The sequence below is a fragment of the Embleya sp. NBC_00888 genome (genome assembly GCF_045207655.1).
Classification (GTDB): domain Bacteria; phylum Actinomycetota; class Actinomycetes; order Streptomycetales; family Streptomycetaceae; genus Embleya.
In genome coordinates this window covers 7,478,174-7,503,461 of record NZ_CP108784.1, presented here as the reverse complement: position 1 = coordinate 7,503,461, position 25,288 = coordinate 7,478,174, and the positions used below count along the sequence as shown (strand labels likewise).

The 25,288-nt window shown below is 72.5% G+C and carries 25 protein-coding genes; 14 read left to right on the top strand and 11 right to left on the bottom strand.

Going from position 1 to position 25,288, the window contains the following annotated elements:
• Positions 1–20 precede the first annotated feature (20 nt).
• Positions 21–656 carry an NADPH-dependent F420 reductase gene (locus OG948_RS31995; protein ID WP_406299790.1) on the bottom strand — a complete coding sequence of 212 codons (636 nt, stop codon included), beginning with the start codon at positions 654–656 and terminating at the stop codon, positions 21–23.
• Between the two features lie 95 nt (positions 657–751).
• On the opposite strand from OG948_RS31995, the gene OG948_RS31990 reads away from it, so the two are divergent.
• On the top strand, positions 752–1,120 hold the full coding sequence (locus tag OG948_RS31990; RefSeq protein WP_406299789.1) for a winged helix-turn-helix transcriptional regulator: 369 nt from the start codon (positions 752–754) through the stop codon (positions 1,118–1,120).
• Between the two features lie 7 nt (positions 1,121–1,127).
• Here the strand turns inward: OG948_RS31990 and OG948_RS31985 are convergent, their stop codons facing one another.
• Positions 1,128–2,504: an MFS transporter gene (locus OG948_RS31985; RefSeq protein WP_406299788.1), complete on the bottom strand. Its 1,377-nt coding sequence runs from the start codon at positions 2,502–2,504 to the stop codon at positions 1,128–1,130.
• A 101-nt stretch (positions 2,505–2,605) separates the two neighbouring features.
• Here OG948_RS31985 and OG948_RS31980 point away from each other — a divergent pair, with 101 nt between their 5' ends.
• Positions 2,606–3,568, top strand: coding sequence for a helix-turn-helix transcriptional regulator (locus OG948_RS31980; protein WP_406299787.1), 963 nt, complete (start codon positions 2,606–2,608; stop codon positions 3,566–3,568).
• On the opposite strand, the gene OG948_RS31975 is transcribed toward OG948_RS31980, so the two are convergent.
• Entirely contained in the window at positions 3,556–4,353 is a 798-nt protein-coding gene (locus OG948_RS31975; protein ID WP_406299786.1) for an exodeoxyribonuclease III, read from the bottom strand. The genes OG948_RS31980 and OG948_RS31975 overlap by 13 nt on opposite strands.
• Positions 4,354–4,549: 196 nt before the next feature.
• Positions 4,550–5,065 (bottom strand): NUDIX hydrolase, encoded by a 516-nt coding sequence (locus OG948_RS31970; RefSeq protein WP_406299785.1) that lies wholly within the window; start codon positions 5,063–5,065, stop codon positions 4,550–4,552.
• A gap of 412 nt (positions 5,066–5,477) precedes the next feature.
• Between OG948_RS31970 and OG948_RS31965 the strand changes: the two genes are divergently transcribed.
• Positions 5,478–5,687, top strand: coding sequence for a hypothetical protein (locus OG948_RS31965; protein ID WP_406299784.1), 210 nt, complete (start codon positions 5,478–5,480; stop codon positions 5,685–5,687).
• 325 nt (positions 5,688–6,012) lie between these two features.
• Positions 6,013–7,005 carry an asparaginase gene (locus OG948_RS31960; RefSeq protein ID WP_406299783.1) on the top strand — a complete coding sequence of 331 codons (993 nt, stop codon included), beginning with the start codon at positions 6,013–6,015 and terminating at the stop codon, positions 7,003–7,005.
• Between the two features lie 182 nt (positions 7,006–7,187).
• On the opposite strand, the gene OG948_RS31955 is transcribed toward OG948_RS31960, so the two are convergent.
• On the bottom strand, positions 7,188–7,700 hold the full coding sequence (locus tag OG948_RS31955) for a DUF6228 family protein (protein ID WP_406299782.1): 513 nt from the start codon (positions 7,698–7,700) through the stop codon (positions 7,188–7,190).
• Positions 7,701–7,839: 139 nt separating this feature from the next.
• A complete protein-coding gene (locus OG948_RS31950) occupies positions 7,840–9,525 on the bottom strand; it encodes an ABC-F family ATP-binding cassette domain-containing protein (RefSeq protein ID WP_406299781.1) in 1,686 nt (561 codons plus the stop codon).
• A gap of 334 nt (positions 9,526–9,859) precedes the next feature.
• Here OG948_RS31950 and OG948_RS31945 point away from each other — a divergent pair, with 334 nt between their 5' ends.
• From OG948_RS31945 to OG948_RS31935, 3 genes are all read left to right on the top strand, one after another.
• A complete protein-coding gene (locus OG948_RS31945) occupies positions 9,860–11,071 on the top strand; it encodes an LLM class flavin-dependent oxidoreductase (RefSeq protein ID WP_406299780.1) in 1,212 nt (403 codons plus the stop codon).
• The gene (locus OG948_RS31940; protein WP_406299779.1) at positions 11,068–11,910 is read left to right on the top strand and encodes an SDR family NAD(P)-dependent oxidoreductase; all 843 of its coding nucleotides are present in this window, start codon (positions 11,068–11,070) and stop codon (positions 11,908–11,910) included. The genes OG948_RS31945 and OG948_RS31940 overlap by 4 nt, the downstream gene beginning before the upstream one ends.
• A 520-nt stretch (positions 11,911–12,430) precedes the next feature.
• Positions 12,431–13,030, top strand: coding sequence for a hypothetical protein (locus OG948_RS31935; protein ID WP_406299778.1), 600 nt, complete (start codon positions 12,431–12,433; stop codon positions 13,028–13,030).
• 311 nt (positions 13,031–13,341) lie between these two features.
• On the opposite strand, the gene OG948_RS31930 is transcribed toward OG948_RS31935, so the two are convergent.
• A complete protein-coding gene (locus OG948_RS31930; protein WP_406299777.1) occupies positions 13,342–14,139 on the bottom strand; it encodes a histidine phosphatase family protein in 798 nt (265 codons plus the stop codon).
• Between the two features lie 215 nt (positions 14,140–14,354).
• Here OG948_RS31930 and OG948_RS31925 point away from each other — a divergent pair, with 215 nt between their 5' ends.
• The 3 genes from OG948_RS31925 to OG948_RS31915 all read left to right on the top strand — a co-directional run bounded on the left by OG948_RS31925 (position 14,355) and on the right by OG948_RS31915 (position 16,748).
• Positions 14,355–15,224: a RimK family alpha-L-glutamate ligase gene (locus tag OG948_RS31925; protein ID WP_406299776.1), complete on the top strand. Its 870-nt coding sequence runs from the start codon at positions 14,355–14,357 to the stop codon at positions 15,222–15,224.
• Between the two features lie 172 nt (positions 15,225–15,396).
• Positions 15,397–15,777, top strand: coding sequence for a hypothetical protein (locus OG948_RS31920; RefSeq protein WP_406299775.1), 381 nt, complete (start codon positions 15,397–15,399; stop codon positions 15,775–15,777).
• 143 nt (positions 15,778–15,920) lie between these two features.
• Positions 15,921–16,748, top strand: a complete 828-nt coding sequence (locus OG948_RS31915) for a hypothetical protein (RefSeq protein WP_406299774.1) — start codon at positions 15,921–15,923, stop codon at positions 16,746–16,748.
• Between the two features lie 237 nt (positions 16,749–16,985).
• Here OG948_RS31915 and OG948_RS31910 read toward each other — a convergent pair whose 3' ends face one another.
• Positions 16,986–17,564 carry a dihydrofolate reductase family protein gene (locus OG948_RS31910; protein WP_406299773.1) on the bottom strand — a complete coding sequence of 193 codons (579 nt, stop codon included), beginning with the start codon at positions 17,562–17,564 and terminating at the stop codon, positions 16,986–16,988.
• A 172-nt stretch (positions 17,565–17,736) separates the two neighbouring features.
• Complete coding sequence (locus OG948_RS31905; RefSeq protein WP_406299772.1) at positions 17,737–18,783, bottom strand: phosphotransferase family protein; 1,047 nt, start codon at positions 18,781–18,783, stop codon at positions 17,737–17,739.
• A 138-nt stretch (positions 18,784–18,921) separates the two neighbouring features.
• Between OG948_RS31905 and OG948_RS31900 the strand changes: the two genes are divergently transcribed.
• On the top strand, positions 18,922–19,695 hold the full coding sequence (locus OG948_RS31900; protein WP_406299771.1) for an aminotransferase class IV family protein: 774 nt from the start codon (positions 18,922–18,924) through the stop codon (positions 19,693–19,695).
• Between the two features lie 33 nt (positions 19,696–19,728).
• Here OG948_RS31900 and OG948_RS31895 read toward each other — a convergent pair whose 3' ends face one another.
• Positions 19,729–20,223 carry a hypothetical protein gene (locus tag OG948_RS31895; protein ID WP_406299770.1) on the bottom strand — a complete coding sequence of 165 codons (495 nt, stop codon included), beginning with the start codon at positions 20,221–20,223 and terminating at the stop codon, positions 19,729–19,731.
• A gap of 469 nt (positions 20,224–20,692) precedes the next feature.
• On the opposite strand from OG948_RS31895, the gene OG948_RS31890 reads away from it, so the two are divergent.
• The 3 genes from OG948_RS31890 (at position 20,693) to OG948_RS31880 (ending at position 24,824) form a co-directional block, all read left to right on the top strand.
• Positions 20,693–21,973, top strand: a complete 1,281-nt coding sequence (locus OG948_RS31890; RefSeq protein WP_406299769.1) for an MFS transporter — start codon at positions 20,693–20,695, stop codon at positions 21,971–21,973.
• Between the two features lie 178 nt (positions 21,974–22,151).
• Positions 22,152–23,507, top strand: a complete 1,356-nt coding sequence (locus OG948_RS31885; RefSeq protein ID WP_406299768.1) for an NAD(P)/FAD-dependent oxidoreductase — start codon at positions 22,152–22,154, stop codon at positions 23,505–23,507.
• A gap of 180 nt (positions 23,508–23,687) precedes the next feature.
• Complete coding sequence (locus OG948_RS31880; RefSeq protein ID WP_406299767.1) at positions 23,688–24,824, top strand: methyltransferase domain-containing protein; 1,137 nt, start codon at positions 23,688–23,690, stop codon at positions 24,822–24,824.
• An 83-nt stretch (positions 24,825–24,907) separates the two neighbouring features.
• Here the strand turns inward: OG948_RS31880 and OG948_RS31875 are convergent, their stop codons facing one another.
• Positions 24,908–25,264, bottom strand: a complete 357-nt coding sequence (locus OG948_RS31875; protein ID WP_406299766.1) for a VOC family protein — start codon at positions 25,262–25,264, stop codon at positions 24,908–24,910.
• Between the last annotated feature and the right edge of the window lie 24 nt (positions 25,265–25,288).

The following is a 25,288-nucleotide window of genomic DNA, read 5'->3' as shown; positions in this document are numbered from 1 at the left end:
CTCGGCGCGCCGGCCGCCCGCTACCCGTGCGCGTGCTCCGCCGCCGGCAACATCGTCCGCGGGTCCTGATCGGCGAACCACATCCCGATCACGATCGCCGCGGTCGCCTCCAGATAGCCCGCCCGCTCCAGCCCGCCGACCGCCAGCGGTACCGAGCCCACGTCCGCGACCAGGGTGTGCGCCACGGCGAGCGCGTCCGCGTCGTCGCCGCACAGCGGTACCCCGAGCCCGTTCGCGTGCTCGCCCGCCCACACCCCGGCCGCGCCCAGGTGGAACGCCTTGACCACATGCGCGCCCGGTGCCGCGTCCGCGAGCGTGCGCGCCGCCGACGGGCCGCCGTCGGTGGTCAGGACCAGCCCGCTCGGGCCCGGCACCATCGGGTTCGAGCAGTCGAGCAGCGCCTTGCCGGCCAGCAACTCCGCCAACGGCGGGATCACCTCGCCGGTCGCCGCGTGCCCGACCGCCGACAACACCGCCTCGCCGTGCCCGGCGGCCTCGGCGAACGTACCCGCCCGGGCCCCGATCGACTTCGCCGACACCTCGGCCCGTTCCGCCGACCGCGCGCCGATCAGCACGTCGTGTCCGGCCCGCGCCCACTTGCCGCCCAACGCGACCGCCATGTTGCCCGCACCCAGAATTCCGATTCGCACAGCCATTACCCCGTTCGCTCGAGAGGTCGTCTCCGACTCCTCGAAGCTAGGGAAGCCGACAGGCACCATTCGGTAAGTCTCGCCGGGGCGAGAATGAAGCCATGACCGAACACAGAGGCGAATACGTCGCCGACTGCCGCGCCCGCGTCGGCTTCGACCTGCTCACCAACCGCTGGAACAGCGTGGTCGTCTACGCGCTGGCCGCCGGCCCCATGCGACCTGGCGCCATGGCCGTGCGGATCGGCGGGATCAGCGCGAAGGTTCTCAACGAGACACTGCGCCGACTCGAGTACCACGGTCTGGTGTCCCGCCATGCCTATGCCGAGGCGCCGCCGCGCGTCGAGTACGCGCTGACCGACCTGGGCGAGTCCCTCCTGGTCGCGTTCCAGGCCATCGGCGCGTGGTCCCTCGAACACGGCGACCGCGTCCTGGCCGCCCAGGACGCGGCCGACGCCGCACGCACCGCGTGAGCACCCGCTATGTGCGCAACCGGGCGGCCGGCACGGCGGTCACCAGCGCCGTCGCGGCGATCGCCATCGAGGTCACCTCGCCCGCGTGGTGGAAGTCGCCGCCCACCGACAGGTAGAGCGTGCCGAACGCGGCCACCCCGAGCACCTGACCGAGCTGGATCATCGTCACCATCAGCCCGGACGCGTCCGAGGCCAGCGGCAACGGGACCCGGCGCAGCGCGAGCATCATCACCGGGCTGTACGCGACGCCCAGGCCGAAACTGCCCAGGATCATCGTGGCGAGCAGCACCGGCAACGACTGTCCGTCGCCGAACGCCCAGGCGGTGGCCGTGAATCCGAGCGCGCCGATCGGCATCCCGATCATCGGCAGCCGCGGATGCCATGCCGCGGGCAGCCGCTGCCAGCGCAGCGACACCGTCGCGAAGACGACCGAGGACGGGATGAAGGTCAGCCCCGCCTCCAGCGCGCTGTACCCCAGACCGTTCTGCACGTACAGCGCGGTGGAGAACATCAGCCCACCGAACGCCGTCATCGCCAGCAACAGCGTGACCGCGCCCGCCACCACGCCCGGCACCCGCAACAGCGCGGCCGGGATCAGCGGTGCGGGCACCCGCCGTTCGACGAGCGCGAACAGTGCGAACAGCACCACGCAGCCACCCAGGCTCAGCCAACCCCAGGTCGGCCAGTCCAACTCGTGCCCCATCACCAACGGGACGACCAGCGCGAGCAACGCGGGGGCGAGCAGGGTCAGGCCCGGGACGTCCAGGCCGCGCGCCGAGGGGATGCCACCGGGCGGCAGCACCCGCCTCGCGAGCACGTACAGCACGATCCCGACCGGGATGTTGATCAGGAACACCGGCCGCCACGACAGCCCGAACAGATCGGCGCTGACCAGGAGTCCGCCCACCACCTGCCCGGCCACCAGGCCGCCGGCGATGGTCGCCGCGTACCGACCCATCGCCCGGGCCCGGTCGGCGCCGGCGTAGGTGGCCTGGATCAGGTTGAGCACCTGAGGCACCATCAGCGCCGCGCCGCCGCCCTGGATCGCGCGGGCCACGATCAGCGAGGTGTCGTCCCAGGCCAGGCCGCACAGCAGCGACGCGACGGTGAAGACGGCCAGGCCGGCACCGAACACCCGGCGGAAGCCGAGCCGGCCGCCGAGCCGCGAGCCGGTGATGATCAGCATCGCGTAGACGACGGTGTAGCCGGAGACGATCGATTGCAGGCCCGCACCGCTGGTGTCCAGGTCGGTTCGGATCGTGGGGCCGGCGACGTTGACGACCGAGGTGTCCAGCAGTGCCATGAACTGTGCGGTGAGCAGTGCCGTCAGCAGCAGCGGATGGGCGCGTCGCGCCGTGTCCGGCGCCGCGGTTGTGGTGGTCATGCCAGGAGCGTGCGGGCGGCACGATCCTGTTGCCGAGAGCCTGTCGATCCTGGTACCCGGAGCACCTGGCACCGGATCGAGACAGCGGCGAGGATGGCCGCATGAGCACCAACACCGCGAGCCGACGTACCGAACTGGGCGCGTTCCTGCGCAGCCGGCGCGAACGCCGAACCCCGGCCGACGTCGGCCTGCCGCCCGGTCTGCGCCGGCGCACACCGGGGCTGCGCCGCGAGGAGGTCGCGCTGCTCGCCGGCGTGGGGGTGACCTGGTACACGTGGCTGGAACAGGGCCGTCCGATCAACGCGAGTGTCCAGGTGCTGGACGCGGTCGCCCGCACGCTGGGGCTCGACCCGGCCGAGCGCACCCACCTGTACCGACTCGCACAGGTGCCCTGGGAGATCGAGACGCAGCCCGGGACGGGGCTGCCGGCGGAGATGCAGGAGATCCTGGACGGCCTGGTCCCCAATCCGGCCGCGGTCTACAACTCCCGCTACGACGTGCTGGCCTGGAACGAGGCGTACGCCAAGCTGTTTCCCAGCATGACCGAGGAGCCGATCGAGGAACGCAACGTGATCTGGGCCACGTTCACCTGTCCGGACGGCTGCAATCCGTTCCTCGATCAGGACTTCGAGGAGTTGCGGATGGTCGCCGAACTCCAGGCCGCGTTCGCGCGGCACGTGGGCGAGCCGGAGTGGGAGGCGTTCGTGCGTCGACTGGCGGGTTCGAGCCCGAAGTTCGCCCGACTGTGGGCGCGTCGCGAGGTCGGCTCGGGCAATCGGCACGTGAAGCGGATCCTGCACAGCGCGGTGGGCCGGCTGGACTTCGCGGCCACCCGGCTGCTGCCGACCGTGCCGGAGACCCGGATGATGGTGTACACCCCGGTCGACGACCTGACGCGCGAGCGCATGGCCGACCTGATGAGCCGGCCCGAGGCCCCGTGGTGCTGCGAGCACTGCCGGACGAAGCGGCAACGAGCGCAGCGGGCCGGGGCCTCGCTCTCGGCCCCGGCCTCTGCTTCGGTCCCGACCCCGGTCCCGGCTTGTGCTTCGGCTCAGATGTCGTAGGCGACGGTCACCGGCGCGTGGTCCGACCAGCGCTCGGCGTACGTGTCCGCGCGCTCGACGACGGCGGTGGTGGCCGCTTTCGCCAGGGCCGGGGTCGCCACGTGGTAGTCGATCCGCCACCCCGCGTCGGTGTCGAACGCCTTGCCCCGGTAGGACCACCACGAGTACGGCCCGGGGCCTTCGGGGTGGATCCGGCGTACCACGTCGTGCCAGTCGGCCGCGCCGAACAGCTCGGTGAGCCAGGCCCGCTCCTCCGGCAGGAAGCCGGACTTCTTGACGTTGCCCTTCCAGTTCTTGATGTCGTGCTCGGTGTGCGCGATGTTCCAGTCCCCGCACACCAGCGACTCGCGTCCGCCGATCGCCGCCGTCGCGCGCATCACCTTGAGGTGCGCGACCAGGTCGGCCATGAACCGGTTCTTCTCGTCCTGCTTGGGCGTCTCCGCCTCGCCGGTGGGCAGGTACAGGCTGGCCACGGTCACCTTGGGCAGGTCGACCTCGATCCACCGCCCGGCCGTGTCGAACTCGGCCGACCCGAACCCGATCCGCACCGCGGACGGCTCAACCCTGCTGTACACGGCCACCCCGGCCCGCCCCTTGGCCACCGCCGGCGCGTAGTAGGCGTGCCACCCCTTGGGGTCGCGCACCTCGTCGCTGAGCTGCTCGGGAGTGGCCCGAACCTCCTGGAGGCACACGACGTCGGCCTCGGTCGCGTTCAGCCATGCGGTGAAGCCCTTGCCGGCGGCCGCGCGCAGGCCGTTCACGTTGGCGGTGGAGACGGTGATCATCGACGCAGATTAGCCCGTTTCGGGGTGGCGCGAGGCCGGGGGGCGAGGGTTGGGGCTCCGGGGGCCGATGGGGTCACAGTGGTTGAAGTGGTCGGAGTGATCGCAGTGGTCGGGCCCGGTGCCCGCCGCGGCGCGGGGGTCTCCCGTGGTCGGCGTCGATGCGCTCGGCGTCGAGGGTGTGCGCGGCGCGGGGGTCTCACCCGTAGAGCGTGGCGTGCAGCGGCAGCCAGGCCGCGCCCGCGCAGCGGACGGCCACCTCGGCCGGGTCGACCCACTCGGCCGCGTCGCACTCGGAGTCGGGGTCCGGGTGGGTCGGCGCACCCGGATCCGGCAGACGCACGGTGTAGAAGGCCTGGAACGCCCGTGTCGGATAGCGGTATTCGGCCGGCGGCGTGGCCAGCAGGGTGATCCGCTGGCCGCCGAGCAGGGTGAGCCGGTCGGCGCTCAGTCGCAGCCCCGCCTCCTCCGCGAGTTCGCGCGCCGCCGCGCGCTGCGGGGTCTCCCCCGGATCCAGGTGCCCGCCGGGCACCTCCCAGCCCCGGCCCGGCCGGGCCACCCGGGTCAGCAGCGTGCGCCCGAGGCCGTCCAGCGCGAAAACGAACGCGGTGGTCACGGTGTAGCCCTCGGGCAGGTCGGCGCAGCGCAGGATGTCCATCCGGTGCGTGGTCGGGATCCAGGGCACGGTCAGCGATTCGAGCACGGTTGACGCCATGGGGTCATCCTTCCGGGCCGATCGGCGATCACACCGGTCGGGTCGCCGCCGGCGCGCGGCGTGTCGGGACCGTTCCACCGTCGCCCGGCGAGGTGCGATGGCACCCGCCGGTCCGGATCGAAGGCCCGATCGGGTTCTACGATCGGCTCGACGCCGCCGGCCGCGAAAGGCGTCGCCACGGGCTTCCCAACAGCCCGACGAACAGGGCACCTTAGGGTGTGCCCCAGGTCGTCTTGGCCTACCTTAGACCGCCTTGCCTCGCCTTAGGTCCGCCGGCCGCGGCTTAGGTATGGGACCGGGTCCGGGTGCCCGGATAGATGCGGCATCCGCCTCATGCCCGGACCCCCACTGGGACGCGAAGCTGTTACCACGAGCCGGGAAGACCGGGTCGAAGTAACAGAAGGTGGACACAGTGATCGAGTACGAGCTGTACAAGAGCCGTCAGCAGGAGCTTCTCGCCGGTGCCGCCAACGACCGCATGGTCATGGCAGCCCTGCGCACCCGCCGCGCCGCGGCCAAGGCCCGTCGCGCCGAGCGGCGGCTGGAGCACGCGACGGTGCAGAGCGCTGCCGCGACCGAGTCGGTACGCATGCGTCGGAACCTGCAACTCCTCGCCCGGTGAGGACGGCGGTGACCCCCGACAAGCGGTCCGAACCGGCCGGGCGATGTAGCGACCGGCCGCACGAACCGCGACAGTGCGAAGAGGCGACACCGAAACACCCCAGGCGACCCCGAGTGGACCTTGTCCCTCGGGGTCGCTGCACGTTCGGGTCCGCCGGCCCCACCACACATGGCACCCGACGACATGTGTCGCCCGGCGATCACGCGCTCGATGGCGGACCGCTACCTTGGCGGCGTTCGCCGCACCACCGAAGGCAATGACCCACCGAAACCACGACCCACCGCGTCAACGACCCACCGAATCCATGAATGGGAAGGCTCGGCCGATGAGCGTCGCGTTGTTCACCCTCGGCGGCACGATCGCGATGGCGGGGGCCGTCGGCTCGGGCGCCGGCACCGTCGTGGCCCGCCTCGACGGCGCGAGCCTGACCGCCGCCGTGCCCGGTCTGACGGACCTGGGTGTGCCGCTCGACGTGCAGGACGTACAGGCCGTGCCCAGTGGGAATCTGACCTTCACGCAGGTTCTCGACGTGGTCGCCGCCGCGTCGCGCGCCGTCGCCGAGGGCGCGCTGGGCGTCGTGGTCACCCAGGGCACGGACACGCTCGAGGAGACCGCCTACCTCGTCGACCTGGTCTGGCCGCACCCGGAGCCGTTCGTCCTCACCGGCGCGATGCGCAATCCGACGCTGGCCGGCCCCGACGGCCCCGCGAACCTGCTCGCCTCGGCCCGGGTGGCGGTCGCCGAATCGGCCCGTGGCCTGGGCGCGTTGGTGGTCTTCGGCGACGAGATCCACGCCGCGCGCCGGGTCCGCAAGACACACAGTACGAGTACCGCCACGTTCCGCTCGCCCGACACCGGACCGCTGGGACACGTGATCGAGGGCACCGTACGGATCCTCGGCACGCCGCCGCGGCACGAACCGCTGCCGATCCCGGAACCCGCCGCGCTCACCGCGACCGGGGTGGCGCTGTACACGGTCACCCTCGACGACGACGGCGCGCTGCTCGTCGACCTCCCGGCCGACCGACGGGGCCTGGTGGTCGCCGCGTTCGGTGTCGGCCACGTCCCGGCCTCGCTCGCGCCCGTACTCGGCGCACTGGCCGAACGCATCCCCGTGGTGCTGACCTCGCGCACCGGCGCCGGCTCCGTGTTGCGGCACACGTACGGTGCGATCGGCTCGGAGACCGACCTGCAACGCCGCGGCCTGATCAACGCGGGCCTGCTCGACCCGTACAAGGCCCGGGTGTTGCTGCGCCTGCTCCTCGCGTCGGGCGCGGATCGCGCCGCCGTGGTCGCGGGGTTCGCCGCCCACGGCTGAGTGTCGGCGGGCCGCCCGGACGCACCGTCCGCGACGTCGGGCCGGCCCCACCCCGGCCGGCGACCGCGGATCGACCCACCGGTCCAACGCCTGGGCCGGCGCGTCCGGTTGCCCGCCCGACCGGCTCTCCCACGCGATACGCCGCCGGCCGAACCGGGTCGCCCGCGAGCAGATCGCGCCCGTCAGCCGCCCGCGGCGGACAGGAAGTGCCGGACGTCCGCCGCCAGCGCCGCCAACTGCTCCCCCGCCTCCAGCACGGTGGTCACGGACGCCGCCCAGCCGCAGGCGCCTATTCGCCGCGGCCGCAACTCCCAGGTCAGCGCGATCCGCCCACCGGACCGGAAGACCGCCGTGACGGTGAGATCGCGATCGTCGGTGTGCCAGCGGCGCTCACCGTCCCAACCGCCGAAGTCGCGGGCGAGGTCGGTCAGGAAGCCGTCTATCTCGGTTGCCTCACCGGTCCAACCGACCACGCGGTCCAGCCGGGCGGCCATCCCGGGCGCGTTGATCTCGACCGTGTAGTGCACGAGCCGCGACGCGGTGTAGTGCGCGACGACCTCGTCGTCCGGACTGACCGCGCCCCGAAGGCGAATCCCGGTGCTCGGATCGTCGTTGCACCGCACGATCACGTCGTTCGGGTCGGACGATTCGGTCGGCTCGTTCGCTTCGTTCGCCGCGTCGAAGTGGGGATGCATCCGCCGAACCGTAGGGCAGAGCACCCGTCGGCGTCATTCCGGTTACGAGTACTCGCGTGCGACCGCGCGAAGACCGGCACCGCGCGGCCGGGTGAAGGCCGGGTGGACCCGGGGACTTCGGGCCCACCCGGTGTCCCGCTCAGCCGCGAACGCGCTCGACGCGGCCCTCGTCCCATATCGGGCCGTCCGTCTCGCGGACCCGGCCGTCCTGGCCGAAGACCATGAAGCGGTCGAAGGACGCCGCGAACCAGCGGTCGTGGGTGACCGCCAACACGGTGCCGTCGAAGGCCTCCAGGGCGTCCTGGAGCGCCTCGGCCGAGACCAGGTCGAGGTTGTCCGTCGGCTCGTCGAGCAGCAGCAGGTTGGCACCGGAGAGCTCGAGCAACAACACCTGGAACCGGGCCTGTTGGCCGCCCGAGAGGGTGTCGAAGGACTGCTCGGCGCCGTAGGCCAGCTCGTACCGGTCCAGGACCTTCGCGGCCCCCTCGCGGCCCAGCCCGCTGCGGTGCTCGTCGCCCCGGCCCAGGATGTCGACCAGGGTCTTGCCCGCGAACTCGGGGTGGTCGTGCGTCTGCGCGAACCACCCGGGCCGTACCCGCGCGCCCAGCCGAGCCCGGCCGGTGTGCGCCACCGGCGCGATCACCGTGTCGCCGACCGGCTCGTGCTCGGCCTCGGGATCGGTGCCGCCGGCCGCGAGCAGGCGCAGGAAGTGCGACTTGCCCGAGCCGTTCGAGCCGAGCACCGCGACCCGGTCGCCGTACCAGACCTCGGTGTCGAACGGCTGCATCAGGCCGGTGAGTTCGAGCCGCTCGGCGATCACCGCGCGCTTGCCGGTCCGGGAGCCGCGCAGCCGCATCTTGACGTCCTGCTCGCGCGGGATGTTCTGCGGCGGGCCGGCCTCCTCGAACTTGCGCAGCCGGGTCCGGGCGGCCTGCAACCGGGAGGCGAGGCCGTCGTTGTACGCCGCCTTGTTCTTGTACATCAGGACCAACGCCTTGAGCTTGGCGTGTTCCTCGTCCCAGCGGCGGCCCAACTCCTCGAAGCGCTCGAAGCGGGCGCGCCGGGCCTCGTGGTAGGTGGCGAACGAACCACCGTGGATCCACACGGTGTTGCCCGCCGCGCCGAGTTCGATCGTGACGATCCGGTCGGCGGCCCGAGCGAGCAGTTCGCGGTCGTGCGAGACCAGCAGGACCGACTTCTGGGTCTCGCGCAGGGACTGTTCGAGCCAGCGCTTGCCGGGGACGTCGAGGTAGTTGTCCGGCTCGTCGAGGATCAGCACCTCGTCCGGACCACGCAGCAGGGCCTCCAGCGCGAGCCGCTTCTGCTCGCCGCCGGAGAGCGTACGCACCTCGCGCCACTTGGCGCCGTCGTAGGTGGTGCCCAGCGCCGCCTGACAACACTGGTCCCACGCGGGCTCGATGTCGTAGCCGCCCGCGTCGCCGAACTCGCCCAGCACGGTGGCGTAGCGCATCTGGTGCTTCTCGTCGTCGTTCTCCATCAGCGCCAGCTCGGCCTCGTCGACCGCGCGCATCGCGTCCCGGATCCGCGGCGGGGCGAGCGAGACGAGCAGGTCACGCACGGTGGACGCGTCCCGGATCCGGCCGACGAACTGCGGCATGATGCCGAGCCCGCCGGTGCGGGCGACCGCGCCGGTGTCCGGTTTCAGCTCGCCCGTGATGATCCGCAACAGTGTGGTCTTGCCGGCGCCGTTCGCGCCGATCAGCGCGACGGTGGTGCCGTCGCCGACCCGGAAGGAGACCTCGTCCAGCAGGACACGCCCGTCGGGAAGGGTGAAGCCGACGGTGTTGACATCGATGTAGCCCATGGCGTGCGCGCGTCCTTCGTCCTGCGTTCGTCGGTGGTGGGTCCGAGGCTGCGTTCGGTGGTGGGTCCCACGGTCACTCCGAGGATGACATCCCTTCCTACCCGCTCGACCCCGCCCGAGCCAACGCATTTCACCCTCCCGGGCCCTCCCGGGTCCGCCGGGACGGCACGCGACGGTCACCGAAGGCGCACGAAACGTCACCCGTCGGGTACGGCAAGCCTGGATCGGCCGAGAACGCGGCGGTGATCCTTTCGCATAGTGCGTCTCTTGATTCGCGCATCGCGAGCTGTAACGGTGACGGCTCATCAGTTTCGGGGTTATCCAAGGAGTCGCGGTGGCGCACACGGAACCGCAGCAGATCGCCGGGCAGGTCGCCCGGGGCGAACGCAGTCCGCTCGAGTTCGGGGTGTTCCTGGCCCCCTTCCATCAAGCCGGGCGCAACCCGACCCTGATGCTGGAACAGGACCTGGCCCTGATCGAGCACCTGGACCGCCTCGGCTACGCCGAGGCGTGGGTCGGCGAGCATCATTCGGGCGGCTGGGAGATCGTCGCCTCGCCCGAGTTGTTCATCGCGAGCGCCGCCGCGCGGACCCGGCACATCCGGTTCGGCACGGGTGTCGTCTCGCTGCCGTACCACCACCCGTTGCACGTCGCGGATCGCATGGTGCTGCTCGACCACCTCACCCGGGGCCGGGTCATGCTCGGCGTCGGCCCCGGTCAACTCGCCTCCGACGCCCACATGTTGGGCATCGACACGGCGCGCCAGCGGGCCATGATGGAAGAGTCGCTGGAGGCGATCGTCGCACTGCTGGCCGGTCGCGAGCCGGTGACCCGGGAGAGCGACTGGTTCACGCTGCGCGACGCCCGGCTGCAACTGCGGCCGTACACCCACCCGTCGTTCGAGCTGGCGGTCGCCGCCACGTTCTCGCCCGCCGGTCCGCGTACGGCCGGACGGTTCGGCGCGGGCATGCTCTCGATCGCCGCGAGTCAGGAGGGCGGCTTCGACGCGCTCGGCACCCACTGGGGCATCGCGAACGAGGTCGCGCAGCGGTACGGGCAGAGCATGGATCGGTCCAAGTGGCGGCTGATGGGCATGATGCACATCGCCGAGACCGAGGAGCAGGCGCGCCGCGAGGTCGCCTACGGCCTCGAAGGCATCCAGAACTACCAGGCCAAGGTGCTGCCGATCCCGCTGGACACCTCCACGCCGCTCGCCGAGCGGATCGAACACGGCAACGCCACCGGGTCGTTCATCTGCGGCACGCCCGAGATGGCGATCCGTCAGATCGAGCGGTTGTGGCAGAAGTCCGGCGGCTTCGGCACCTACCTGTTCATGGGCGCGGACTTCGCGGACGCCGAGGCGACGAAGCGCTCCTACGAGTTGATCGCGCGCGAGGTGATCCCGTACTTCACCGGCGCCGCGTACGCCCCGCTCGCGTCCCAGGACTGGCAGGTGGGCCTCTCCGAGACCTGGCGCGACCGGACCGCGCAGGCGGTCGGCGGTGCGTTGAAGGACTACGAGAACACGAAGGGGAGCACGGCGTGAGCGAGCGGGTCGAGGAGGCCCCGGCGAGTCGGGGCATCGGGGTGGGGCGCGTCGCCGACAAGGTCGCGCTGGTGACCGGGGCGGCGGCGGGCATCGGACTGGCCGTCGCACGACGGTTCGCGGCCGAGGGCGCGTACGTGGTCGCGGGCGACATCGACGCGGCCGGACTCGCGGCGCTCGCCGAGGAGTTGGGCCCACAGCGGTGCGCCACCCGGCTGTGCGACGTGACCGTCGAGGACGACGTGGCCGCGCTGGTACAGGTCGCCGTGGACGGCTTCGGCGGCCTGGACATCGCGGTGGCCAACGCGGGCGGCGGTACGGCGGCGGAACTGGCCGACCACGACTACGCGGCCTGGCGCCGCATCGTCGACCTGTGCCTGAACGGCGCGTTCCTGACCGTCAAGCACGCGGGCCGCGCGATGCGCGCCCGGGACGGCGGGGCCGGCGCGATCGTCACCTTGGCCTCGCTCAACGCGGTCCAGCCCGGTCGGGGCATGGGCGCGTACTGCGCGGCCAAGGCCGGCGTGGTCGCGTTGACCGAGGTCGCCGCCCTCGAACTGGGACCGGCCGGCATCCGCGTCAACGCCGTGGCCCCGGGCCTGATCCGCACCCGGGCCACCGCCGGCATGTGGCATGTCCCGGGCGTGGTCGAGGAGTACGTCGAGAACGCCCCACTGGGCCGTTTCGCGGAACCCGAAGAGGTCGCCGCCGTGGTCCTGTTCCTCGCCTCCGACGAGGCGTCCTTCGTCTCGGGCAGCGTGTACGGAGTCGACGGCGGCGCCCGCACCCGACGCTATCCGGACTTGATCGGAGCCCTGGAGCGGTTGTCGCACGGATGACGCCGGGCCGACGAGTGACGCCGGCGGGGCGGGTGGCGCCGGGCGCCCGCGGGACCGGCTCGGCCGCGGGTCGCCGTGGCGGTGACTACGCCCGATCGGGTCGGTTCCGACGGGCGCGCCGGATCGGTGATCAAGCGGCTGATCAGGGCCGAAAAGGGGCGCGGGGGTTCCCCTTCCGGTTACTGACGATGCGTCATGTTTCTGATCGGTAATGGCGCTATCGCCTCCGAACGGTCGTGTCCGCGATCGGTTGGCAGCCTGCTCCGGCCGGGTTCGACCTCTTCGATCCGAGACGGTTTTCCGGCCCCGGAGACGGGAAACCAAAGGGCACCGAACGGGACGGGAGGGGACCTGACACCCCCGGATGCGCGACGGCGCACCCCCCACCCCGTGGGTATCAAGGCGCCGGCGGTCGGGCCCACTCCCCCGTGCCCGACCGCCGGCCGCCGCCCCCGACCGGTCGCGACCGGCAAGCCGTCCACCGTGTCGGTCGGCCCGACCTGCCGGCAGGATCGGGGGCGTGACCGGACGTCGAGCCTTCGAATCGCACCACCGATGGATCAAGGAGTTGGTGATCTCCCTTGCGTGCGGCGCCGGATTCTGCGCGGTCGCCTTTCTGCCCGGGACCCCTCTCCCCTTGGCGATCTTCTGCTGGGTCTTCTTCGGCGGCCTCCCACTGCTCGTCGCCGCCACGCATTTCGCAACGCGCAAAACCGCGGCTTTTCGGGCCGGTATCCAGGGCATCACGTTCGCCCGGCCGCCGCTTCACCGTCATGGAACACCACGACGAATCCCGTGGCGCAACGTCGAGTACGTGGTCCTGTGGAACCCATCGTCGTCGAGTCGCCTGGTCACGATCGGCGCCGCCGTCACACGCGGGGACAAGAGCGACGCCTTCCCCGCGTGGATGCGTCGATGGCGTCTCGTCCCCGGCGTTCCCACCATCCATGTCATGACCATGTGGCAGGGGGCCCGCCCCGAGGATCGGGCGGGCCTGGCCGCCGCCTTCGCCCGTCTCGCGCCGGATACGCCTCTCCTCGACCTGTGCATCGATCCCGTGCCGCCGATGGAGCGCCTCCGCGAACGGCTGCCGTGGGCCCGGCAGCGCCACTCGACCTGAACCCGGCGGCCCGTCGGGACCCCGGGAGTACAACGAGCCGATCAGCACCAGTACCCGAGGAGCCATCAGGGCCGCCGCCGCGCCCTGTGCGACCCGGAAGCCGACCAGTCGCGGCGCGTCCGCGGCGAGCCCGCAACCGGCCGACGCGATCGTGAACGACGCCACGCCGATCACGACTGCGCGGGACGGGACGGCGGCGGCGCTGACGAACCGTGCGCCGCTCACCCCCGTGCAATCGATCAGGATCGCGCCGTGCCGGCGCAGATCGGCCGTCCGGTTGCCCGAACCCGCTCCGCCGTCGACGCCCGCGCTCAGTGCACGTCGATACCGCGCAGATGCCGCGTGTCGTTGTAGCGGATCGCGCGCGGACGCCCGTCGCGGACGCGCCAGCGCGAGATCGAGGCGTTGCCCACGGGATCGGTCCGCACCAGGCGATCGACGTCCGTCTCGGTGAGGCCCTCCAGGATGTAACGCAGCATCAGCACGGTCGCGTCGTGGCCGACGATCAGAACGTGCGCACCGGGCGCCTCGTGCCGCAGGTCGGCCAGCAGCGTGCGCAGCCGCAGCGCCACGTCGGCGAGCGATTCGCCGCCGGGCGGGCGGTAGTACAGGTCGCCGACACGGCGTCGGCGCTCGGCCTCGTCCGGGTAGAGCTTCTCGATCGCGGCGGCCGTCCGCAGTTCCAGCACGCCCATCTCGCGGTCGCGCAGCCGTTCGTCGCGGCGCGGTGGGGGCAGCAACAGGCCCACCCGGGCGGCCTCGCGGGCGATGATGCGCATCGTCGAGCGGGCCCGGCGGTACGGCGAGACCAGCACCACGTCCGGGGTCTCGCCCTTGAGCGCGAGCCGACGCCCGACCGCGGCGGCCTGGTCCTCGCCACGCGCGGTGAGCGAGATGTCGGCGTCGCGACCGGTCATCGCCACGGCGAATTCGCCGAACTCCACGTCCTCTTCCGATCCCCGACCCGCCCGGAAGGACCCGCCGGGGGCGTCGCCCGCGCCGGCGGCGGCAGCGGCCGCGGTCATGGCCGCGTTGGCGGTGCTTTCGCCGTGCCGCACGGCGACGATCTCGGCCGGCCCGAAGGGCGCGTTGTCCGACGTGCTGCCCACGGTGCCCCCAAGCTTCGTTCCCTCTCATGGTTCTCACCCCCGGGACCGGCCCGAAACGCGCCACCGGGCCACACCGCCACATCCTCCGGCCGGCCGGCTCCCGACCCGGCCGCACCGAGGCGCCGGGTCCGCACCGACCATCCGGTCGGCCCATCACACGAGACACGGCCGGACTTGTGTGATCATCCATCCGTGTGTCCGGATAATCTGACCGCATGATCGAACCTCGCGTCGCCCTCGTCACCTGCGCCGAGTTGCCCGACCTCGACCCGGACGAGCGCCTGCTCGTCGAACCGCTGGCCGCCCGCGGTATCCGCGCCGAGGCCGCCGTGTGGAACGACCCGACGGTGGACTGGGCCGCGTACGACCTGGTGATCCTGCGCTCGGTCTGGGACTACCCGGCGCACCGCAAGGAGTTCGTCGAGTGGGCCGCGAGCGTGCCGCGCCTGGCCAACCCCGCGGTCGTGGTGGCCTGGAACACCGACAAGACCTACCTGCGCGACCTGACCAAGGCGGCCCTGCCCGTCGTCGAGACGATGTGGCTCGAACCCGACTCCACCGTCACCCTGCCCACGTCCGGCGTACACGTGGTCAAGCCCGCGATCGGCGCCGGATCCATGGACACCGAGCGCTACGACCTGGCCGTACCCGAGGAACGCGCACTCGCCGCCGGGCACGCCACCAGCCTGCTCGCGGCCGGCCGGACCGTGATGGTGCAGCCGTACCTGGCGGCCGTCGACACGGCCGGCGAGTCCGCGCTCGTCTACTTCGACGGCGTCTTCAGCCACGCCGTCCGCAAGGGCCCGATGCTCGACGGCACCGCCGAAGAGGTCGACGGCCTGTACAGGTCCGAGCGGATCGAGGCCCGCGAACCATCCGCCGCCGAACTCGCGGTCGCGGCCCGGGTGCTGACCGAGATCCCGGTCGGCCCACTGTTGTACGCGCGCGTCGACCTGATTCCCGCCGCCGACGGCACGCCCACCCTGCTGGAACTGGAGTTGACCGAACCGTCGCTGTTCCTCGCCTACTCCGAGGGCGCCGCCGAGCGCTTCGCCGACACGATCGTCGCCGCGCTGCACCCGTAGCCGGCGCCGCCCCCGGGCCTTCGGCCCACCGCCGGCCGAGCACCCGCCGCACGGGCCCGACCACCCCCGGTCGGGCCCCGCACGCACCCGGGCGGCCGGAAATCGCGTCGCCGCGCGTACGCCGGCCCCGTACCGTGACAGCCGCGCATCCCACCGCAAGGCGAGCGACGTCATGACCGGCCGGAATCCGCAGGACCGCAAGCGCCTGAGCTACCTCAAGGACCGACGCAACGGCTACGGCGAGAACGACAAGAGCTCGCGCCGGAACATCCGTCGGAACAAGCGCGCGGTGCACAGCGCCAATCGCCGCCGCGAGCACCTGGTCCTCACCGCGCTCACCGGCGTCCGGGACGGCACCGGGGCCGACGCCGTCGAGGAGGGCCTGTTCGCGAAGCGCCCCAAGTCGTGGCGCAAGGCTCCCGACGAGCCGCTGGCCGAGGCGCTCATCCGCGGCTTCGAACGCCGCGTCCGCACGGGCATCGAGGACGGCACCACCGCCGAGCGCCGCATCCACCACATCCGACGCCGCCTCGCCCGCCCCACCGCCGACTGACCGACAACGCGGCGAGCGCGACAGGCGGCCCGACACCGCGAGTCCTCCCCCGCTTGGTCTCGCCCTTCCCCGGGCCCGATCCGGCTCGGCCGGACGGCGGTATCCGATCTGTACGGCCCCCCGGTCCGGGAGACGATGGACCGATGAAGCACGACATTTCCGTCGAGTGGGACCGCGATCCCGCGGCCGAGGACCGGCGGGCCACCGAGGTGTACGCCTCGGTCGGCCTCCCGGCACCGGCACCGGCACCCGCGGACACCGGCCCCGACGCCGGCGGGTCCGGTGATCGCATCGGGACCGTCGGCGCGCGCCGCGCCGGCCGACTGCTCGGCTGGGTGAGCATCTACGGCGACGGCGAATCCGGCGTCGCCGCCCAGGGTGAGCGGGCCGACCGGCTCGCCCGCCGGCTGGTCCGGGGGTCCTATGCCGGGGATCCTCCCGCGACCGCCGAGGAACGCGCCGCGTTCGTGTCGATGTACCGGCGCGCCGCCGAACAGGCCCGCGCGGTCGGCGCCCGGGTGTTGCACTGGAGCGGTACCGACTCCGGGCCGGAGGGCGACGCGGCCCGCGCGCTCGCGGCCCGGGTCACCGGGGAGATCGCCCGGATCTGGACGGTCGACCCACGCGGCTGGTGGCCTCCGGGCGGGCTACCCGCGATCCGCGTACGCGCCCTGCCGCCGCCCCGCGTGGGCCTGATCGGCGAGGGCGCCGAACTCACCGTCGACATCGCGGACGGCCGGGCGTACCTCAACGCGGGCGAGGCGATCACCGCCCCCGGCGTCGCGGCCGACATCCTCGGGGCCGTGGTCGCGGAGCTGGTCGACTCGCTCCGCCGCGAGCGCCCGGACGTCCACGAGCTCGCCGTGTTCGAATTCGACGGCGACACCGAAGGCGCCGTCCGCCAGGCCCTCCCGCTCGCCGGCCTGCGCATCGAACACCGCGTCCTCGACTTCGAACTCCCCCTCGCCTGAACCCCGAAGCCCCGGACCCGGACCCCGCTCCGGACCCGGCTCCGGCTCCGAATCCCGCATGCCCGAACTCCGCGCCACAGTCCCCGAATCCGGCACCCCCAACGTCGACGGGCCGCCGCCCCGAAACGCGACGCGACGCGACGCGGCGGATCGACCACATCGATCCGCCGCGTCACAAGACCCCTCGCCCGCTCACCGGCCACGCCGCGACCGCGCGCGATCGCGACCGCCACCCCGTCACGTCCTTCGGTAGGTCGCGACGGACGCCCCGTGCCGGAGCACCGTGCCACCGGTACGGGTGAACGCGGTGACCTCGAACCCGCCGGACAACATCGGGATCCCGGTGCCCATCAGGATCGGGTAGGTCTTGATCACCAGTTCGTCGATCTCGGCCATCAGGCTCCCCGCCAGGCGCCCGCCGCCCGCCAGCCAGATGCCCTTGCCGGTCGACTCGGCCTTCAACGCGCGGACCTTGGCGACCGGGTCGCCGGCGATCAGGGTCACCTCGGGGTCGGGGCTGTCGGTGATGCTGGTGGTGACGACGTACGTGCGCAGGTGGCTGTACGGGTTGGTGATGCCCTCCCGGAGCGCCGGATCGTACGTCGCGCGACCCATCACGATCGTGTCGAAGTGCCGGAACTCGGCGTCCGGCGCGACCCCCACGTGCGGGGCCACATGCGCCGGGAGCGTCTCCGGGTACTCGGAGACCAGGTGTGCCAGGACGTCTTCGCCGACCGGGAAGAAGTCGAAGTTGCCGTCCTTGTCGGCGATGAAGCCGTCGAGCGAGGCGCCGACGAAGTACGTGAGCTTTCGCATGCGAACTCTTTCCGTAGTGATGCCGGGCGGGCCGAAACGACTCGGCCACCCGATGATGACTACAGTTATAGTACTTCAGATGTAGTGGTTGCAACCTCTCGCTCGAACCTCGTCCGCCTCATCCGTCTCGCCCCGGAAAACCCGCCCGACCCGCGCCCCGCCATCCCTCCCGTCACCACGGCCGCGTGTCGGCCCCCGGCAACGGACGCAGACCCGGCCAGGCCGCCGCCAATCGCCCGCGCAGCCGCCGCGCCAGCACACCAAACTCGCGCAACGGCTCGGTCGCCGTGTCGGCGACCACACCGAGGCGGTGTACCAGGCGCTCGCGTGCCGAGACCGGACCCCACGTGAAGTCCTCCACCGGCACCCGGGCCAACTGGTCGACCCGATCCCGATGGGCCCGTTCGACCAACGCGTCGCCTCGGATCAACCAGCCCGCGCACGCGTCGGCGATGTCCGTCCCCGGGTCGATGGCCCGTCCGGTCCGCGCCCGCCACGTCGACGCGTACACCGCCTCCACCTCGGCCAACGGCGTGCCGGTGACCGACATCGCACACCAGCAGGTGGGGAACCCGATCCGGAAGTAGGCGAGTTCGACCAGCCCGTCACCGAGCGCGGCCTGCTCGAAGTCGACGAACCGCACCCCGTCCGCGGTCCGTAGATCGTTGCCCGGACACGGGTCGCCGTGCAGCAGGGCATACCGACCGGCCGGCTCCAGCCGGGTGAGCAGCGCGGCCAACTCGGCCGGTACGCCCACCGGGATCGCCACCTCCAGCGTCGTGGCCAGCGCCAGGAACGACTCGGCGTCCGCGGCGGTCGGCGGGCGCCACGCGGGCAGCGCCTCGGCGTCCGCCGGGCCGGTGAGCGCGTGCAGTCGGGCCAGCGCGTCGGCGTACCCGGGCATCCAGTCGTCGATGCGGCCCAGGTCGTCGAGATGTTCGAGCACCATGACGCACGCGTCGGGATCGGCGGCGAGCACCTCGGGACCGACCGGCCCCCGCGCGGCCAGCCGCAGCCCCGCGACCTCCCGCGCGAACCGCTCGGACGCGCCGTAGCGGTGGTCACCCGCCCCGATGATCTGCTTGACGATCGCCCGCTCGCCGCCGAGTTCCACCCGCCACACCCGCGAACGCGGGCTGCTGTCCAGGAGTTTCGCCTTCTTCGGCGGGCCCAGCGCGGCCCGCAACGTGTCGCCCATCGGCACCTGTCGGATTCCCATGGATCCGACACCCTACCCAGGCACCACCACACCGCCCCGACGGTCGCGCCGCCCGACCGAGCCGCCGGGGCGGCTCCGCGAACTTCGCCGAGCACCACCGATTCCCGCCCGATCCGCGCGGGCCGGCAGACTCTCCGGGTGGAAATCAACGGCGCACCCGCGCATCCCGACGACCTCGCCGCGCTGGCCCTGTCGAACATCGGGCATTTCACGTCCATGCGGGTCGAGAACGGCCGGGTTCGCGGCCTGGACCTGCATCTGGCCCGCCTGATCCGGGACTGCCGCATCGTGTTCGACGCCGATTTGGACCCGGACCGCGTACGGACCCTGGTCCGTCGGTTCACCGCCGGTCGGGACAAGGCGTTCGTGGTCCGGGTGACCGTGTTCGATCCGGCGATCGGCCTGGCCGATCCGACCGCTCCGGCCACGCCACACATCCTGGTCGGCACCCGGCCGGCCGGGCCCTTGACGCTGCCGCCGCTGCGGGTGCTGCCGCTGGCGTATCGACGCGATCTGCCGGAGGTCAAGCACGTGGGCCTGTTCGGCCAACTGCGCCAACGCCGCCGGGCGATGCTGGCCGGCTACGACGACGCGCTGTTCGTCGAGCCGGACGGTCGGATCTCGGAAGGCGGCACCTGGAACATCGGCTTCGTGGTCGGCGACCGCCTGATCCGCCCCGACGCCCCGTGCCTGCGCGGCGTCACCGCCGACCTGCTCCAGGCCCACCGGCCCGCTCCGGCCCGGCCCGTTCGCATCGACGAACTCGCGCCGATCCAGGCCGCGTTCGCGACCAACACGGCCATCGGCGTGCGCCCGATCAGCGCCATCGGCACACACGTGCTGCCGACCGACCACCCGCTCCTGGCCACCTTGGCCGACACCTATCGCGCCATCCCCGGCGACCTCGTGTAGGCCCGGTCGGCCGGCTCGCCCCGGTCGCCCCGGTCACGGAAAGTCGAAGAACCTGATCCACCAGGTCGGCCCATCCTCGACGGTGTAGTGGTCCGCGAGCCGGCTCACCCCGTCGTACGTGCACCGCAGCAGATCCTCCGGAACCACCGTGTAGCCGAGTTCGTCCAGCGCGGCGGCGACGCGGTCCGCATCCGCCGGCGACACGTACGCGGGCGCCGCGCCGACCGGGTGATCGTCCGGCGCACCGACGCTCGTGGCGACCAGGTCGCCGAAGTTGCTGACCACGAGGGTGATCCGCGCGCTCCCCGCCAACGCGCTCGCGGGCACCACGATCGCGCCGTGCCGACTCGCCGCCCGCGCCTCCCCCTCCACCGCGCAGTGGCACGCGAAGTCCGTCTCCAGCCGCTCCACGAGCCGATCGAAGCGCTCGCGCGTGGCGACCGGGTCGTAGTCCGGCGGGACGGTCAGGTACTCCGGATCGTCCAGGGCACGCAACAACGTCCAGGCCTCGTCCTCGTCAAGCGTCATGTGCGTGTCCACCGATCCGTGCGGTGCGCGGCGCCTGCCCATACCCGGGTGCGCACTCGGGCACACCCCCAACCGCGCGCGCCGGGGACGCCCTCACCCATCCGTCGCGCCCCACTCACGTCACCCCACCCCACCTCACCGCACCTCACCGCACCTCACCGATCCACCGGATTCCCACTGATCCGCTCGGCCCACCCACCCCGCATCAACTCCGCCGCCACGCTCGCCGGCGCCCCGACCCCACCCACCTCGGCGACGAACATGTCCGCTCCCACGACGTTGGATCATCCCGCTGCAATCGCCCGCATCCTCGCAGACGCCCCGACGACCGCTCCGATGCGATGATCCTGCCGCCGCGGCGCCGGCGTCCCGGCGATCGGCACACGATCGCCCCGGCTTGGGGTGGGGTGGGGGTATCCGGCACGCTGTGGGTTCGTGTATCCGTTCCAGATCTGGTGGTGAATCCGGCATGACCGCCTTGGACCCGGCCATACCCGAGTCGGTCGACCCCGTGCGGGTGGACCGTTCGGGGCTCCAGCGGCGGACCGTGCGCACGCTGATCGCCGCGCAGGTGGTCGGCGGGGTGGGCATGGGTTCCGCGTTGACCGTCGGCGGGCTGCTCGCCGAGGATCTGTCCGGGTCCAAGAGCTGGTCGGGCTTCGCGACCACCGCGATCACCCTGGGCGCGGCGGTGTTCGCGATCCCGATGTCGCGGGCCGCGTCCCGGTACGGGCGACGGGTCGCGCTGACCGCGGGGTGGGGGCTGGCGGCGCTCGCGGCCGGCGGGGTGATCCTGGCGGCGGTCCTGGAGTGGTTCCCGCTGCTGATCGCCGCGCTCCTCGTGTTCGGCGCCGGCACCGCGGCCAACCTCCAGTCCCGGTACGCCGCAACCGACCTCGCCGACGACGCGGGCCGGGCCAAGGCGTTGTCGATCGTGGTGTGGTCGACCACCGTGGGCGCGGTCCTGGGACCCAACCTGAACGAGCCGGGCGCGGTGGTCGGCCGCGCGGTCGGCCTGCCGGAGTTGGCCGGGCCGTTCCTGTTCTCGATCGTGTCCTTCGGCGGCGCCGGCGCCATCCTGTGGGTCGCGCTGCGCCCGGATCCGCTGCTGATCGCCCGCGCCGACCTCGGCGACCGGCAGCCGCCCCGGGGCAACCTGCGCGGCGCGCTCGGCGTGGTCCGCCGGGCGCCGCGCGCGATGCTCGGGCTGGCCACGGTGGCGTTCGGGCACGTGGTGATGGTGTCGGTGATGGCGATGACACCGGTACACATGAAGGACCACGGCACCGCGCTGACCCTGGTCGGGCTGACCATCAGCCTGCACATCGCCGGGATGTACGCGCTGTCGCCGGTGGTCGGCTGGGCCGCCGACCGGTTCGGCCGGATCCCGGTGATCCTGGGCGGCCAGCTCGTCCTGCTGCTCGCGGTGTTCGTCGCCGGTACCTCCGGTCACTCGACGTGGCGCACCATGGTCGGGCTGATCCTGCTCGGCTTCGGCTGGTCGTGCTGCCTGGTCGCGGGCTCGGCGCTGCTCGGCGAATCGGTGCCGGCCGGCGAGCGGCCGGGTGTGCAGGGCGTCTCGGACCTGCTGATGAACCTGGCCGGCGCGGCGGGCGGCGCGGTCTCCGGTTCGGTCCTGGGCCTGGCCGGCTACGGCGGCCTCAACCTGGTCGCGGGCTTCCTGACCGCGCCGGTGTTGTGCGTCGCGGCGGGCTTCGCACTGGGCCGATCCCGGCGCCCGACCGCCTGAAACCGGCGCCCGGGGACGAGCCCGGGCGCCTGCCGCACCCGACCCGCCGCGACCCCGGTGAGCATCCGCCTCGGATGGCCCGCCCGGGTCGTGGCCGATCAGCGATCCCCATATGTTTGGACAAAATGTGCCAAATGGTCGCGGGTTTCCTGCCCGGGCCTTCCCGGAAGGGGCAACCATGGTGCAGCGGGTGGTCGTCGTCGGAGCAGGATTCGCCGGGTTCGAAACGGTGCGAAGGCTGGAACGCTCGCTCGGTCCACGCGAGGCGGAAATCGTCCTCGTGAGCCCGATGGACTACATGGTGTACCGGCCGCTGCTGCCGCAGGTCGCGGCGGGCGTACTGTCCTCGCGCACCACGGCGGTGCCGCTGCATCGGATGTTCAAGCGCACCCACGTGCTGCCCGGCGGCGCGATCGGTGTGGACCTGGCCGCCAAGGTGTGCGTGGTGCGCAAGATCTCCGGCGACATCACCAACGAGCACTACGACAAGCTGGTCCTGGCACCGGGCAGCGTGACCCGCACCTTCGACATCCCGGGCCTGACCACCTACGGGCACGGCATGAAGAACCTGGCCGAGGCGGTCTATCTGCGCGACCACGTGATCGCCCAACTCGAGATCGCCAACTCCAGCACCGACCCGGCCGAGCGAGCCTCGCGCTGCCAGTTCATCGTGGTCGGCGGCGGCTACGCGGGCGTGGAGACCGCCGCGTGCCTGGAGATGCTCACCACCAACTCGCTCCGGCACTTCCCCCGCCTGGACCCGGCGCAGGTGCGCTGGATGATCGTGGACGTGGCACCGCGTCTGATGCCCGAACTCGGCGAGAACCTGGGCAAGGCCACGCTGCAGATGCTGGCCAAGCGCGGCGTGGACGTGCGGCTCGGGATCAGCGTGCGGGAGATCACCGAGGACTCGGTGACGCTGACCACCGGCGAGAAGCTGCCCTGCCGGACCCTGGTCTGGACGGCGGGGGTCACCGCGAGCCCGCTGATGGGCACGATGGGCGCCGAACTGGTCCGCGGCCGGCTCGCGGTCGCCGCCGACCTCGCCGTGCCCGGTCACCCGGACGTGTTCGCGCTCGGCGACGCCGCGGCCGTGCCGGACCTGGCCAAGGGCGACGGCGCGATCTGCCCGCCCACCGCCCAGTACGCGCACCGGCAGGCCAAGGTCGCCGCCGCCAACGTGGTCGCGTCGCTGCGCGGGCAGCCGATGAGCCCGTTCCGGCACAAGGACCTCGGTCTGGTCGTCGACCTCGGCGGCACCCAGGCGGTGGCCCGACCGCTCGGCTACGAGATGCGCGGTCTGCCCGCGCAGGCGATCACCCGCGGCTACCACCTGATGACGGTGCCCTCGATCCGGGCCCGCACCCGGGTGCTCTCCAACTGGATCCAGCACGCGTTCGCGGGCGACGACCTGGTCCGACTGGGTTTCATGTCCGATCAGGACGGCCGGATGGGCAACCTGGAGAAGACCGACGCCTACCTCTCCCCGAACGAGGTCACCGCCCGCACCGGATCGCGCGCCGCACACCCGTAGGCATCCCCGCGGATCGCGCCCGCACCACGCGCCGGTCACCGTACGGACCTGCCCGACGGCGAACGGCGAACGGCGACCGGACGAGGACGCGGGTCCGCCGAACGGCCCGCGCGGGTGCGAACCGGCGACCGGGACGCCGTGCGGGGTGCCGGATCCCGCCCCGGCGGGTACACGTGGGCCATGAGCGACGAGCGCGCGGCGGCCCGCCTGCGGATGGCGCTGGTGGAGCGGCTGCGCCTGACCGGGAGCGTCCGCACCGAGGCGGTCGCGGACGCGATGTCCCAGGTGCCGCGCGAGGTGTTCACCCCCGGGGCGTCCTCGTTGGAGCGCGCCTACGAGGACCGGGTCGTGGTGTTGTCCACCGACGACCGGGGGCTGCCGGACAGCACGGTCAGCCAGCCGGCGATGGTCGCGCTGATGCTCGAACAGCTCGCGATCCGGCCGGGGATGCGCGTGCTGGAGATCGGCACCGGAAGCGGGTACAACGCGGCACTGCTGGCCCGGTTGACCGGGGTCGAGGGCGAAGTGGTCAGCATCGAGGTGTCCGCCGATCTGGCGGGCGCGGCCGCGCGACGCCTGGCCGGGCTCGGGGTGCACGTGGACGTGCGGGCCGGGGACGGTTGGGAGGGGGTCGCGGATCGCGCGCCGTTCGACCGGATCGAGGCCACGGTGGGGGTCCCGGACCTGCCGCCGGCCTGGGTGGAGCAGCTCGCGCCGGACGGGGTGCTGGTCACCCCGATGTGGCTGCGGCCGGGCCTGGAGTTGGCCGTCGCGTGGGAGCGGGCCGCGGACGGGACGCTGACCAGCGTGTCGGTCTCCCGGTGCGGGTTCCTCCAGTTGCGTGGCCCGCACGCGGGGCCCGGGCGCACCCACGCGCTGACCGGCGATCTCGCGGTGATCGGCGAGGATCTGCCGCCGGCCGCGCTGGACGTGTTGCGCGATCTGCTCGACCACGGCGCGGTGGACGCGGGCCCGGTCCTGGGTCCGGTGGACGTGCGACTGACCGGATTCGCGTTGGCCGAACCGCGCTCGGTGTTGTTCCTGGGGCATCCGGGCGACGGGCTGACGTGGGGCCTGTTCGACCCGGAGCGGCCCGCACTCGCGGTGCTCATGCGGGACCGCATCCTGGTCTACGGCGACCGCGACGCGGCGGTGGACCTGTACTACGGCGTGGCCGGCGCACCGGTGGTGAACGCGGACCGGCTGCGGCTGGAGGCGGTCCCGGTGGGCACCGACTTCCCGGACGCGCCGGGCGCGGGCGGCCGGGCGTGGACGGTGGAGCGGGAGCACTACCGGTATCGGCTGACCGAGATGTGAGCCGAACGCCGCCCGCCTGCCCGCACCGGAACACGGCCGGGCGGGCGCCTCGACCGCCCTCGACCGCCCTCGACCGCCCGGGTCTACCTGGGGGTGCGCAACAGGCAGAACTCGTTGCCCTCGGGGTCGGTCAGCACATGCCAACCGCACTCGCCCTGGCCGATGTCGGCGGGCTTGGCGCCGAGTGCGAGCAGCCGGGCCAGTTCGCTCTCCTGGTCCGAGCCGATCGCCGGGCTGACGTCCATGTGCAGCCGGTTCTTGACCGTCTTGCCCTCGGGAACCGGCTGGAACAGGATCGTGGGCAACGACCCGTCGGGCGCGCTCAGCTCGATGTCCTCGCCGTCGACGGTGAGGTCCCAGCCGAGCACTCGGCGCCAGAACTTGGCGATGGCGGGCACGTCGTTCGCGTCGACGACGAGTTCGGAGAACACGGCGGGCATGACGACTCCTCGGTGTGGACGGGG

Excerpts from the sequence above, each read along its gene's own strand:
- OG948_RS31910 (WP_406299773.1), bottom strand. The coding sequence starts at position 17,564 with ATGCGAAAGCTCACGTACTTCGTCGGCGCCTCGCTCGACGGCTTCATC.
- OG948_RS31880 (WP_406299767.1), top strand. The coding sequence starts at position 23,688 with ATGAGCGACGAGCGCGCGGCGGCCCGCCTGCGGATGGCGCTGGTGGAG.
- OG948_RS31985 (WP_406299788.1), bottom strand. The coding sequence starts at position 2,504 with ATGACCACCACAACCGCGGCGCCGGACACGGCGCGACGCGCCCATCCG.
- OG948_RS31950 (WP_406299781.1), bottom strand. The coding sequence starts at position 9,525 with ATGGGCTACATCGATGTCAACACCGTCGGCTTCACCCTTCCCGACGGG.
- OG948_RS31895 (WP_406299770.1), bottom strand. The coding sequence starts at position 20,223 with ATGACGCTTGACGAGGACGAGGCCTGGACGTTGTTGCGTGCCCTGGAC.
- OG948_RS31995 (WP_406299790.1), bottom strand. The coding sequence starts at position 656 with ATGGCTGTGCGAATCGGAATTCTGGGTGCGGGCAACATGGCGGTCGCG.
- OG948_RS31955 (WP_406299782.1), bottom strand. The coding sequence starts at position 7,700 with ATGCATCCCCACTTCGACGCGGCGAACGAAGCGAACGAGCCGACCGAA.
- OG948_RS31915 (WP_406299774.1), top strand. The coding sequence starts at position 15,921 with ATGAAGCACGACATTTCCGTCGAGTGGGACCGCGATCCCGCGGCCGAG.
- OG948_RS31890 (WP_406299769.1), top strand. The coding sequence starts at position 20,693 with ATGACCGCCTTGGACCCGGCCATACCCGAGTCGGTCGACCCCGTGCGG.
- OG948_RS31875 (WP_406299766.1), bottom strand. The coding sequence starts at position 25,264 with ATGCCCGCCGTGTTCTCCGAACTCGTCGTCGACGCGAACGACGTGCCC.
- OG948_RS31970 (WP_406299785.1), bottom strand. The coding sequence starts at position 5,065 with ATGGCGTCAACCGTGCTCGAATCGCTGACCGTGCCCTGGATCCCGACC.
- OG948_RS31960 (WP_406299783.1), top strand. The coding sequence starts at position 6,013 with ATGAGCGTCGCGTTGTTCACCCTCGGCGGCACGATCGCGATGGCGGGG.
- OG948_RS31975 (WP_406299786.1), bottom strand. The coding sequence starts at position 4,353 with ATGATCACCGTCTCCACCGCCAACGTGAACGGCCTGCGCGCGGCCGCC.
- OG948_RS31925 (WP_406299776.1), top strand. The coding sequence starts at position 14,355 with ATGATCGAACCTCGCGTCGCCCTCGTCACCTGCGCCGAGTTGCCCGAC.
- OG948_RS31980 (WP_406299787.1), top strand. The coding sequence starts at position 2,606 with ATGAGCACCAACACCGCGAGCCGACGTACCGAACTGGGCGCGTTCCTG.
- OG948_RS31885 (WP_406299768.1), top strand. The coding sequence starts at position 22,152 with ATGGTGCAGCGGGTGGTCGTCGTCGGAGCAGGATTCGCCGGGTTCGAA.
- OG948_RS31990 (WP_406299789.1), top strand. The coding sequence starts at position 752 with ATGACCGAACACAGAGGCGAATACGTCGCCGACTGCCGCGCCCGCGTC.
- OG948_RS31920 (WP_406299775.1), top strand. The coding sequence starts at position 15,397 with ATGACCGGCCGGAATCCGCAGGACCGCAAGCGCCTGAGCTACCTCAAG.
- OG948_RS31905 (WP_406299772.1), bottom strand. The coding sequence starts at position 18,783 with ATGGGAATCCGACAGGTGCCGATGGGCGACACGTTGCGGGCCGCGCTG.